Below are 11,772 nucleotides of genomic sequence, written 5' to 3' on the forward strand. Positions count from 1 at the left end.
CGCGATGTTAACACGTCAGTCGGCTCAGCTCTGTTTGTAGCCCCGAACTTCATCCACGCCACGGTTGGCCAATTGATCGGCGCGCTCGTTGCCCGGGTGGCCGATGTGCCCGCGTACCCATTTCCAGGTGATGTCATGGCGGTTGCATTGCTCATCGAGGAGTTGCCACAGGTCGGCATTCTTTACCGGCTCTTTGGCCGCGGTTTTCCAGCCGCGCTTCTTCCAGTTGACCATCCACTCGTTGATGCCCTTCATCACGTATTGCGAGTCGGTCACCAACAGCACGTCACAGCGACGCTTGAGTTCTTCCAGGCCGCGAATGGCGCCCATCAGCTCCATGCGGTTGTTGGTGGTGTTGGCTTCGCCGCCCCACAGTTCCTTCTCCACACCTTTGCACACCAGCAACGCGCCCCAGCCGCCGGGGCCAGGGTTGCCCTTGCAGGCGCCATCGGTGAAGAGTTCTACGGTATCGGTCATCAGTTGCTCGGTCTTCAATCAAAAAGAGGGGTTACGGTTCGCTCTGCTTGCGGTTGACCTTGGCCATCGGCATCGGCACCAGCTTGCCCATGGGCTGACGCGCCACCTGACGCACCGGCCGCAGCCCGACCACGATCTTGCGCGCGACCAATAAATAGAAGCCACCGCCCGACAGTTGCCAGGCACCCGCCCGGCGCTCCCAGCCGGCCAGCCGCCCTTGCCACTTGGCAGACGCAAGCGGCGGACGATAGCACCCGAAGCGGCGTTTCTCCAGCGCGAAGCCCAGCAGGTTCAACCAGTCGCCCACCCGCGACGGCGCGATGCAACGCGCCTGGCGCAAGCCGTCATGGGCGAACACATGGCGCAGGCCCCAACTGCTCCAGGGGTTGATGCCGATGATCAGCAAATGGCCACCTGGGCGCACGCTGCTGGCGGCCTCGCGCAGCAAACCGTGGGGCGACAGGCAGAAATCCAGGCCGTGCTGCAGCACCACTACATCGGCGGCATGTTCGCTCAGCGGCCAGGCCTGTTCCTCGCACACAATCTCGACCCCAGGCAACGGCGCGCCCAGGCGCACATTGCGTTGCACCTGCGGCGCAGCGGGCGGCGTCTGGGCCGACGGGCCGTAGTGCACCAGGTAGCCACCAAAGAACCGGCCCAGCTCGTCTTCGAGCATGCGCCGCTCTTCGTCCAGCAAAAATTGCCCGATCGGCCCGGACAGCCAATCACGGGCTGCGCTGATCAGGGCCAGCCATTCAGGATCGGCCTGGGCGAACGCTTTATCAGTCATTGCATTCTCCAATTCGCCTAGACGTTCTAAGATGCACCAAAGTGTTCAGCTTGGCGAATCGAAGAATGATACAGATCAGTGCCCTGCCCGCCTTCACCGATAACTACATCTGGTTGTTACAAGACCCTGATACCCTACGCTGCGCCGTGGTCGACCCCGGCGATGCCGCGCCGGTGCTGGCCTGGCTCAAGCAAAACCCTGGGTACAGGCTCAGCGACATCCTGATCACCCACCACCACCATGATCATGTCGGCGGCGTCGAACAGCTCAAACATGAAACCGGCGCCAAGGTTTACGGCCCGGCGAACGAAAAGATCCCGGCGCGGGACGTGGCCCTGCACGATAACGCGCGCATCAACGCGCTCGGCTGGGACTTCGACGTTTATAGCGTGCCCGGCCACACCCTCGGCCATATCGCCTATTACCACCAGGGCGTGCTGTTTTGTGGCGATACCCTGTTTGCCGCCGGCTGCGGGCGCCTGTTCGAAGGCACCCCGGAACAAATGCACGCCTCGCTAGCGCGCCTGGCCGCCCTGCCCGCCGACACGCTGGTGTACTGCACCCATGAGTACACGCAAAGTAACCTCAAATTTGCCCACGCCGTGGAACCGGACAATGCCGATATCGCCGAACGCGTCGAGACCGTCAAGCAATTGCGCGCCCGTGGTGAAATGACACTTCCCTCCAACCTGGCCCTGGAAAAACGTACTAACCCTTTCCTGCGTACCGCCGAAACATCCGTTAAACAAAAAGCGGACGAACGGAACGGTCGCGACAACCGCACTGGGGCCGAGGTGTTTGCTAGCTTGAGGGCTTGGAAAGATAAGTTCTAAGCGGATGCAATCTGATACGGAATTTCTGAATGGTTGACCGGAACCAAAGCGCTTTCTAGAATCGCCCGACATTTTTGCCCGGAACTTACTTCCAGCCAATGTCGTCATCTATTCGTAAATCCATTTCTTCAGACGCATTGACCCGCCTGGCTCAAGCCGTGGCGGTGGCCGTTTCCGCGACTCTGGCGGGCTGCCAATCGACCAATTTCGCTGCACAATCCACCGTGCAACCCAAACCCAATCTTGCTGCCAAGATCAAGCAAAAACCTATTTGGCTCTCAGAGAAGCCTAGCCCCGAAGTGCCCCAGGATGTCTGGGAACGCATGCGCCGGGGCTTTCAATTGCAGGACGGCCTGGGTGTGAACCCGCGCATCGAGCAACAACGCTTGTGGTTCGCCAGCAACCCGTCCTTTTTAGAGAACGCCGGAGAACGCGGCAGCCTCTACATTCATTACATCGTCGAACGCCTTGAAGAACGCAACATGCCCCTGGAGCTGGCGCTGCTGCCAGTGATCGAAAGTGCCTACAACCCGATGGCCTATTCGCGCAGCGATGCGGTCGGCCTGTGGCAGTTCATCCCCTCCACCGGGCGCTACTTCAACCTGCGCCAGACCCGCGCCTACGACGGCCGCCGCGATATCACCGCCTCCACCACCGCCGCCCTGGACTATCTGACGCGCCTGCATGACATGTTCAACGGCGACTGGCTGTTGGCCCTGGCGGCCTACAATGCCGGCGAAGGCACGGTCAGCCGGGCCATCGAGCGCAACGAAAAGCTCGGCCTGCCCACCGACTACTGGAACCTGCCCCTGCCTCAGGAAACCAAGGACTACGTGCCCAAGTTCCTGGCGCTGTCCCAAGTGGTGCTGGCCCCCGAGGCCTATGGCGTCAACCTGAGCCCGATTGCCAACACGCCGTACTTCGAAGTGGTTGAAGTCAAGCAAAGCATGGACCTGTCCCGGGTTGCCGCGCTGGCCGAGATCGACGAAGACGAACTGTTCCAGCTCAACCCGGCCCTGAAACAACGCACCACCCTGGACGGCCCGCAGCATTTGCTCGTGCCAAGCTCCAAGGCGCAGTTGCTCACCAGCACCCTTTCGACGATGAAGCCCGAAGAATTGCTGGCGATGCGCCCGAAAAAGCAGGTGTTCGACGAAGTTGAGAGCACACGGGTGGCCGGGCGTACCCGCAACTACAAGGTCCGCAGTGGCGACAACCTCACGCTGATCGCCAAGGCGAACAAGGTCGATGTACATGACCTGCAGCGCTGGAACAAACTCAATGGCCAGGCCCTAAAGGTCGGCCAGACCCTGGTGATGCAGGACACCCGCAAACTGGTGGCCAGCAGCAAGAAACCGGTGCAGTACAAGGTCAAGAAAGGTGACTCGCTGTACATCGTCGCCAAGCGCTTCAACGTCGAGATGCAACATCTCAAGCGTTGGAACCCGCGTACTGGCCAGGCACTCAAGCCAGGCCAGATGCTGGTGGTTTCCGGGCCTAGATAAAGTCCCGTGGGGACTGGCTTGTGTGGGAGCTGGCTTGCCTGCGATGCAAACACCTCGGTGTGTCAGGCACACCGAGTTGATACTATCGCAGGCAAGCCAACTCCCACATTTGATCTTCACCCAATCCGATACCTTCCCAACCCTGACCCCAGTGTTTTCAGCGACCTTTTTCCAACCGGAACAAGCTGTTACTGTACCGATCATAAAGCCCAAGCCGCCTGGATCGGATCTCTGACTTGAAGCGTCCCCTCCTTCTACTAATAAGTCTGGCCTTGAGCTTTGCTGCGAACGCGACGATTACCGAGAGCCACGGTTACACGCAGTTCGGCACACTCAAGTACCCGGCCAAATTCACCCACTTCGACTGGGTAAACCCTGCAGCGCCCAAAGGCGGGACATTGCGGGTCATGGCATTTGGCACCTTCGACACCCTCAACCCCTACACCTTCAAGGGCACCAGCCCGGTTTCCACGCCCAATTTCCTGCAATACGGCGTCAACGAGCTGAACGAGCCGCTGATGGTCGGCACCGGCCAGTACGCGCCGTCCGGTGACGAGCCCACCTCCAGCTACGGGCTGATTGCCCAATCGGTGGAGTACAGCGAGGACCGCAGTTGGGTGGTGTTTAACCTGCGCCCGGAAGCGCGCTTCCATGATGGCAAGCCGATCACCGCTTATGACGTGGCATTTTCCTATCGCACCCTGCTCACCGAAGGCCACCCGCAGTACCGCACCAACCTGCAGGAAGTGGCGCGGGTCGACATTCTCAACCGCCATCGCATCCGTTTTGTGTTCAAACGCGCCGGCAACCCACTGCTGATCCTGCGCCTGGGCGAACTGCCGGTTCTGCCCCAGCATTACTGGAAGAACCGCGACTTCAAGGCCACCACCTTCGAGCCGCCTTTGGGCAGCGGGCCGTATCGCATCACCAAGGTCACCCCGGGCCGCCAGCTGGTGTTCGAGCGGGTCAAGGATTACTGGGGCAAAGACCTGCCGGTCAACCAGGGGTTCTACAACTACGACAAGGTCGAAGTGGAGTTCTACCGCGACAGCGACGTGGCCTTCGAAGCCTTCAAGGCCGGTGAATTCGACCTCTATATCGAACACCAGGCCAAGAACTGGGCCACCGGCTACAACTTCCCCGCGGTCAACCGCGGCGACGTGATCAAGGCGCAGATCGCCCACCAGATCCCGACCCAGAGCCAGGGCTTGTTCATGAACACGCGGCGGCCGATCTTCAGCCAGACCAAAGTGCGTGAAGCCCTGGGGTTGATGTTCGATTTTGAATGGACCAACCGCACCCTGTTCAGCAGCGCCTATAAACGCACGCTCAGTTACTACCCCAACAGTGAGTTTTCTGCGACCGGCGTGCCAGTGGGGCATGAATGGCTGATGCTCTCGCCCTACCGCGACCAGTTGCCGCCCAACCTGTTCACTCAAGCCTTCAGCCTGCCGCAGACCGACGGCCGCGGCATCCCGCGCGAGACGTTGCGCCGCGCCCTGGCCTTGCTCGGCGAAGCGGGCTGGAAACTCTCAGACCAGCGGCTGCTCGACAGCAAGGGCCAACCGCTGCGCTTCGAGATTCTGCTGGTCAACCCGAACCTTGAACGCATCCTGCAGCCCTACGTCGAAAACCTCAAAAGTATCGGCATCGACGCGCGCCTGCGCACGGTTGACCGGGCGCAATACAAGCAGCGCCTGGATCAGTTCGACTACGACATGATCCTGATCACCCTCAACCAGACCTTGAGCCCGGGCCTTGAGCAGTGGCAGTACTTCCACTCCAGCCAGGCGGCCATCAAGGGCAGCAAAAACTACGCCGGCATCGCCAACCCGGTGGTCGACCACCTGCTCGACCAACTGCTGGCGGCGCAGACCCGCGAAGAACAATTGGCCGCCGGCCGCGCCCTCGACCGGGTGCTGCTGTGGCAGCACTACAGTATTCCCAACTGGTACCTCAACTATCATCGCTTGGCGTACCGCAACCGGTTCGCCTTTGTCACCACGCCGCCCTATAGCCTGGGTTTGAGCGCGTGGTGGCTGAAAGCTTCGGAGAAAGCCCAATGATGACCTTGCGCACCGCCCTGTTTGGCGCCTTGTTAGCGTGCGGCGCAGCCAATGCCGCGCCGCAACATGCGCTGACCCTGTACAGCGAGCCACCCAAGTACCCCGCCGACTTCAAGCATTTCGACTATGTAAACCCCGACGCGCCCAAGGGCGGCACCTTCCGTGAATCGAGCATGGGCGGCTTCGACAGCCTCAACCCCTACATCAGCAAGGGCGTGCCCGCAGACAACCTGCCGCTGATCTACGACACCCTGGCCATGCAAAGCCTGGACGAGCCCGTCACCGAATACGGCCTGGTGGCCGGCAAGATCGAAAAGGCTCCGGACAACAGCTGGGTGCGCTTCTACCTGCGCCCCGAAGCGCGCTTCCATGATGGCCATCCGATCCGGGCCGAAGACGTGGTATTCACCTTCCAGGCGCTGATCAAGGACGGTTCGCCGCTCTACCGCAACTATTACGCCGACGTCGACGAAGTGGTCGCCGAAGACCCGCTGCGTGTGCTGTTCAAGTTCAAACGCACCAATAACCGTGAATTACCGCTGATCCTCGGCCAACTGCCGGTATTGCCCAAGCATTGGTGGGCAACGCGCGACTTTGCCAAGGGCAACCTGGAAATACCGCTGGGCAGCGGGCCGTACAAGGTCGCCGAGGTCAAACCGGGACGCATGGTGCGCTATGAGCGGGTCAAGGATTACTGGGCCAAAGACCTGCCGGTGACCCAGGGCTTCTACAACTTCGATAACCGCATCACCGACTACTACCGTGACAGCACCGTGGCGCTGGAAGCCTTGAAAGCCGGGCAGTTCGACTATTGGCTGGAATTCAGCGCCAAGAACTGGGCCAACGCCTACAACATTCCGGCCGTGGCCCAGGGCCGGTTGATCAAGGAAGAAATTCCCAACGGCAACCCCACCGGCATGCAGGGGTTTGTGTTCAATACGCGCAAACCGATGTTCCAGGATGTGCGGGTGCGCAAGGCCATCAGCCTGCTGCTGGATTTCGAGTGGAGCAACAAACAGCTGTTCAATGGCGCCTACACCCGCACCCGCAGCTACTTCGAAAACTCGGAGATGGCCGCCACCGGCCTGCCCGGCCCGGCGGAAACCGCCATCCTGGCGCCGTTTCGCGACAAGCTCCCCGCCGAAGTCTTCACCCAAGCCTTCGAGCCGGCCAAAACCGACGGCAGCGGCATGATCCGTACCCAGCAGCGTGAGGCTTACCAGCTGTTGCAGGAGGCTGGCTGGAAGATCGTCGACGACAAGATGGTCGACGCCACCGGCAAGCCGGTAAACATCGAGTTTCTGTTGACCCAGACCGATTTCGAACGGGTGCTGCTGCCCTTCAAGCGCAACCTGGCAGACCTTGGGATCAACCTGGTAATCCGCCGCGTTGACGTTTCGCAATACATCAACCGCCTGCGCTCGCGGGACTTCGACATGCTGGTAGGCAGCTTCCCGCAGTCCACCTCGCCGGGTAACGAGCAGCGCGAATTCTGGTCGTCCGCCGCCGCCGACAAATCCGGCAGCCGCAACTACATGGGCCTCAAGGACCCGGTGGTCGACCAACTCGTCGAAGAACTGATCAACGCCGACTCGCGCCAAAGCCTGGTCGACCATGCCAAGGCGCTGGATCGGGTCTTGCAGTTTGGCTACTACGTGATTCCCAACTGGCACATCAAGACTTACCGCGTGGCGTACTGGGATCACTTGGGTCACCCCAAAGTCCCGCCACGCTACGACGTCGGCACGGCCACCTGGTGGGCCAAACCTGAAGTCAAACCTGCCGTCGACACTGTCCAGAGCGCCGATCCGGCGAGCGGAGGCGATTAAATGCTGGCCTATATTGTTCGCCGCCTGTTGCTGATCATCCCCACGCTGTTCGGGATCCTGCTGATCAACTTCATCATCATCCAGGCCGCCCCCGGTGGCCCGGTGGAGCAGATGATCGCCAAACTCGAAGGGTTCGACGGCGCCACCAGCCGCATTGCCGGTGGCGGCGCCGAGGTCTCGGTGGCCGGCTCCAGCTACCGCGGCGCCCAGGGCCTGGACCCGGCGCTGATCAAGGAAATCGAAAAGATGTACGGCTTCGACAAGTCGGCGCCGGAACGCTTGTGGATCATGGTCAAGAACTACGCACGGCTGGATTTTGGCGACAGCTTCTTTCGCGACGCCAAGGTCATCGACCTGATCAAGGAAAAGATGCCGGTGTCCATCTCCCTCGGGTTATGGAGCACGCTGATCATGTACCTGGTGTCGATCCCGCTCGGCATCGCCAAGGCTACCCGGCACGGCAGCCACTTTGACGTGTGGACCAGCTCGGCAATCATCGTCGGCTATGCCATCCCGGCGTTTTTGTTCGCGATTTTGCTGATCGTGGTGTTTGCCGGCGGCAGTTACCTGGACTGGTTCCCCTTGCGCGGGCTGACCTCCAACAACTTCGAAGAACTGAGCTTTGGCGGCAAGATTCTCGATTATTTCTGGCACCTGGCCCTGCCCGTCACCGCGCTGGTGATCGGCAACTTCGCGACCATGACCCTGCTGACCAAAAACAGCTTCCTCGACGAAATCAACAAACAGTACGTGGTCACCGCCAAAGCCAAAGGCCTGACCAACCACCGCGTGCTCTACGGCCATGTGTTTCGTAACGCCATGCTGCTGGTGATTGCCGGTTTCCCCTCGGCATTTATCGGGATTTTCTTCACCGGTTCGCTGTTGGTCGAGGTGATCTTTTCCCTCGATGGCCTGGGCCTGATGAGCTTTGAAGCGGCGATCAACCGCGATTATCCGGTGGTGTTCGGCACGCTGTTTATCTTCACCTTGCTGGGGCTGATCGTGAAGCTGATCGGCGACCTCACCTACACCCTGGTCGATCCGCGTATCGACTTTGCCAGCCGGGAGCATTGAGATGAACCTGTCCCCCCTCAATCGCCGCCGGTTCGAGCGTTTCAAAGCCAACAAACGTGGCTGGTGGTCGCTGTGGCTGTTCCTGATTCTGTTCGTGCTTAGCCTGGGCGCCGAGTTGATCGCCAACGATAAACCGCTGGCAGTCCATTACGACGGTGGCTGGTATTTCCCGGCGCTTAAACGCTACCCGGAGACCACGTTTGGCGGCGAATTCCCGCTGGAGGCCAACTACAAAAGCCCGTATATCCAGGAACTGCTCAAGGCCAAGGACGCCTGGACGCTGTGGGCGCCCATCCCGTTCAGCTACCAGAGCATCAACTACGACCTGAAAGTCCCCGCGCCAGCGCCGCCGTCTTCGGTGAACCTGCTGGGCACCGACGACCAGGGCCGCGATGTGCTGGCGCGAGTGATCTACGGCTTTCGTGTGTCGGTGCTGTTTGCCCTGACGCTGACCGTGCTCAGCTCGATCATCGGCGTCATCGCTGGCGCCTTGCAGGGTTTCTATGGCGGCTGGGTCGACCTGGCCGGCCAGCGTTTCCTGGAGATCTGGTCGGGTTTGCCGGTGCTGTACCTGCTGATCATCCTCGCCAGCTTTGTGCAGCCCAACTTCTGGTGGCTGCTGGGCATCATGTTGCTGTTTTCGTGGATGAGCCTGGTGGACGTGGTGCGCGCCGAGTTCCTGCGCGGGCGCAACCTGGAATATGTACGTGCCGCCCGAGCGCTGGGCATGCAGAACGGCGCGATCATGTTCCGGCATATCCTGCCCAATGCCATGGTCTCGACCATGACGTTCATGCCGTTCATCCTCACCGGTGCCATTGGCACCCTCACCGCCCTGGATTTTCTCGGTTTCGGCCTGCCGGCCGGTTCGCCGTCCCTGGGCGAACTGGTGGCCCAGGGCAAATCCAACCTGCAAGCGCCGTGGCTGGGCATGAGTGCGTTTGCCGTGTTGGCGATCATGTTGAGTTTGCTGGTGTTTATCGGCGAGTCCGCTCGCGATGCCTTCGACCCGAGGAAATGAGATGAATCAGGACAATCTGATCGAAGTCCGCGACCTCTGCGTCGAGTTCGTCACCGGCGAGCATCACCATCGCGTGGTCAACAATGTCAGCTTCGATATCAAGCGCGGCGAAACCCTGGCACTGGTCGGCGAAAGCGGCTCAGGCAAATCGGTGACCGCCCATTCGATCCTGCGCCTATTGCCCTACCCGCTGGCGCGTCACCCGGCCGGCACCATCAGCTATTCCGGGCATGATCTGCTGACCCTCAAAGAGAAAACCATCCGGCATATTCGCGGCAACCGCATTGCGATGATCTTCCAGGAGCCAATGACCTCGTTGAACCCGCTGCATTCGATCGAGAAGCAGATCAACGAAGTGCTCGGCCTGCACAAAGGCCTGACCGGTAAAGTCGCGACCCGGCGCACCCTGGAACTGCTTGAGCTGGTGGGCATCCCCGAGCCGCACAAGCGCCTCAAAGCCCTGCCCCACGAACTGTCCGGCGGCCAGCGCCAGCGGGTGATGATCGCCATGGCGTTGGCCAACGAGCCCGAACTGCTGATCGCCGACGAACCGACCACGGCCCTCGACGTCACCGTGCAATTGAAGATCCTGGAACTGCTCAAAGAGCTGCAGGCCCGGCTGGGCATGGCATTGCTGCTGATCAGCCATGACTTGAACCTGGTGCGGCGCATCGCCCATCGTGTGTGTGTGATGCAGCAGGGTTGCATCGTTGAACAGGCTGATTGCGAGACGCTGTTTCAGTCGCCCCAGCACCCTTACACCCAGGAACTGCTGGCGGCGGAGCCCAGCGGTGGGCCAGCCAGTAACGAGGTCGGGCCGCCACTCCTGGAAGTCGACGACCTGAAGGTCTGGTTCCCGATCAAAAAGGGCTTTTTGCGCAACACCGTCGATTACGTCAAGGCGGTGGACGGCATCAACTTCAGCCTGCCCCAGGGCCAGACGCTGGGCATCGTCGGTGAAAGCGGCTCGGGCAAGTCCACCCTGGGCCTGGCGATTTTGCGCTTGATTGCCAGCAAAGGCGGGATTCGCTTTGAAGGCCAGCAGCTTGACCGCTTGACTCAGCAACAGGTGCGCCCGCTACGGCGGGAGATGCAGGTGGTGTTTCAAGACCCGTTCGGCAGCTTGAGCCCGCGAATGTGTGTGAGCGAGATCGTTGGCGAAGGCTTGCGTATCCACAAAATGGGCACGCCGGCCGAGCAGGAACTGGCGATTGTTGCAGCGCTCAAGGAAGTGGGCCTGGACCCGGAGTCGCGACATCGTTACCCCCATGAGTTTTCCGGTGGGCAGCGTCAACGCATCGCCATCGCCCGTGCCTTGGTGCTCAAGCCCCGCTTGATACTGCTCGATGAACCGACGTCCGCGCTGGACCGCACGGTGCAGCGGCAAGTGGTGGAATTATTGCGGGGGCTGCAGGCCAAGTACAACCTGACGTACCTGTTTATCAGCCATGATTTGGCGGTGGTGAAGGCCTTGAGTCACCAGTTGATGGTGGTCAAGCATGGGCAGGTGGTGGAACAGGGGGACGCGGCGGGGATCTTTGCGGATCCGCAGCATGCTTATACGCGGCAGTTGTTGGAAGCTGCGTTTTTGGTGCCTGCTGTTGTGGTTTGATCGTGTACATATCCGTTATTTAGGTAACGGCGGCCTATGGTTCCGCTCTTACAGCGGGTCACTTTTGCAGGGCGTGCCAAAAGTGACCCGCCGTAAGGGCGGAACCCTAAGTGGCCGTTACCGCAGCAACGGATATGTACTCAATCAACCCAACCCACCACAAGATGGAACTTTGCCAACAAAAAACCACCTGAATCCGGTAGGCTCACCCTTTTTACTTCAAGGAGTTACCCCCATGGCCAAAGCCACCGCCCGCCACATCCTCGTTTCCACCGAAGACAAGTGCAACGAACTCAAGGCCCAGATCGAAGGCGGCGCCGATTTCGCAGAAATCGCCAAAGCCAACTCCAGCTGCCCATCCAGCCGCGACGGTGGCAACCTGGGTTCGTTCGGCCCAGGCCAGATGGTCAAGGAATTCGACACCGTTGTCTTCAGCGCCCCCGTCAACACCGTGCAAGGCCCGGTAAAAACCCAGTTCGGCTACCACCTGCTGGAAGTCACCAGCCGCCAGGACTGATCCCGTACGCGCTGATGCTATAAACAACGGCCCGCCTTTTGGTGGGCC

General features: G+C 60.5%; 10 protein-coding genes. 8 read left to right on the forward strand and 2 right to left on the reverse strand.

Annotation, left to right across the window (positions count from 1 at the left end):
* Positions 1-24 precede the first annotated feature (24 nt).
* Positions 25-477 (reverse strand): ribonuclease HI, encoded by a 453-nt coding sequence (gene rnhA / locus AOA62_RS15925; protein WP_017136932.1) that lies wholly within the window; start codon positions 475-477, stop codon positions 25-27.
* 31 nt (positions 478-508) lie between these two features.
* On the reverse strand, positions 509-1,267 hold the full coding sequence (locus AOA62_RS15930) for a class I SAM-dependent methyltransferase (RefSeq protein WP_017136933.1): 759 nt from the start codon (positions 1,265-1,267) through the stop codon (positions 509-511).
* 65 nt (positions 1,268-1,332) lie between these two features.
* Here AOA62_RS15930 and gloB point away from each other — a divergent pair, with 65 nt between their 5' ends.
* The 8 genes from gloB (at position 1,333) to AOA62_RS15970 (ending at position 11,724) form a co-directional block, all read left to right on the forward strand.
* Positions 1,333-2,100 carry a hydroxyacylglutathione hydrolase gene (gene gloB, locus AOA62_RS15935; RefSeq protein ID WP_099549131.1) on the forward strand — a complete coding sequence of 256 codons (768 nt, stop codon included), beginning with the start codon at positions 1,333-1,335 and terminating at the stop codon, positions 2,098-2,100.
* Between the two features lie 98 nt (positions 2,101-2,198).
* Complete coding sequence (locus AOA62_RS15940) at positions 2,199-3,605, forward strand: transglycosylase SLT domain-containing protein (RefSeq protein ID WP_056859491.1); 1,407 nt, start codon at positions 2,199-2,201, stop codon at positions 3,603-3,605.
* 236 nt (positions 3,606-3,841) lie between these two features.
* Positions 3,842-5,671: an extracellular solute-binding protein gene (locus AOA62_RS15945; protein WP_017136935.1), complete on the forward strand. Its 1,830-nt coding sequence runs from the start codon at positions 3,842-3,844 to the stop codon at positions 5,669-5,671.
* A complete protein-coding gene (locus AOA62_RS15950) occupies positions 5,668-7,500 on the forward strand; it encodes an extracellular solute-binding protein (RefSeq protein ID WP_099549132.1) in 1,833 nt (610 codons plus the stop codon). The genes AOA62_RS15945 and AOA62_RS15950 overlap by 4 nt, the downstream gene beginning before the upstream one ends.
* Positions 7,501-8,574, forward strand: a complete 1,074-nt coding sequence (locus tag AOA62_RS15955) for a microcin C ABC transporter permease YejB (protein WP_099549133.1) — start codon at positions 7,501-7,503, stop codon at positions 8,572-8,574.
* 1 nt (position 8,575) lies between these two features.
* Positions 8,576-9,595 carry an ABC transporter permease gene (locus AOA62_RS15960; RefSeq protein WP_012723835.1) on the forward strand — a complete coding sequence of 340 codons (1,020 nt, stop codon included), beginning with the start codon at positions 8,576-8,578 and terminating at the stop codon, positions 9,593-9,595.
* Position 9,596: 1 nt separating this feature from the next.
* Positions 9,597-11,207 (forward strand): ABC transporter ATP-binding protein, encoded by a 1,611-nt coding sequence (locus AOA62_RS15965; RefSeq protein WP_099549134.1) that lies wholly within the window; start codon positions 9,597-9,599, stop codon positions 11,205-11,207.
* A gap of 235 nt (positions 11,208-11,442) precedes the next feature.
* On the forward strand, positions 11,443-11,724 hold the full coding sequence (locus AOA62_RS15970; protein ID WP_010210937.1) for a peptidylprolyl isomerase: 282 nt from the start codon (positions 11,443-11,445) through the stop codon (positions 11,722-11,724).
* Positions 11,725-11,772 lie beyond the last annotated feature (48 nt).

The organism is Pseudomonas sp. 2995-3, from assembly GCF_002742565.1.
GTDB lineage: Bacteria > Pseudomonadota > Gammaproteobacteria > Pseudomonadales > Pseudomonadaceae > Aquipseudomonas > Aquipseudomonas edaphica.